We start from the raw sequence: 250 nt of genomic DNA, 5'->3' as shown, positions 1-250 counted from the left end.
CGGCGAGGAAGCCGACGTGGCCGAGGTTGATGCCGAGCAGGGGCGCCGAGCAGCCGCGCACGACCTCGGCGGCGCGCAGGATGGTGCCGTCCCCGCCGAGGACGATGACGAGCTCGAGCTCGGTCGCCTGCACGGTTTCGCCGAGGATGGCGAGACGGCCGTCGAGCTCGGGGCAGGCGGCGAGGATGTCGGTGAGTTCGGTGGGCGCGAGCACGGGGGTCGCGTCAGAGGCGAGGAGCTGCTGGCAGAC

The 250-nt window shown here is 73.2% G+C and carries 1 protein-coding gene; it reads right to left on the bottom strand.

Translation table 11 applies throughout. The features are described 5' to 3' along the window. Nucleotides 1–250: NAD(+)/NADH kinase (locus tag QN345_RS20280; protein ID WP_323509269.1), on the bottom strand; the 250-nt coding region annotated here is incomplete at both ends.

It is taken from the genome of Cryobacterium sp. 10I1 (assembly GCF_035019805.1).
GTDB classification, from domain to species: Bacteria; Actinomycetota; Actinomycetes; order Actinomycetales; family Microbacteriaceae; genus Cryobacterium; species Cryobacterium glucosi.
Note: the sequence above shows the minus strand (reverse complement) of the source record. Positions and strands in the feature narration are given on the sequence as shown.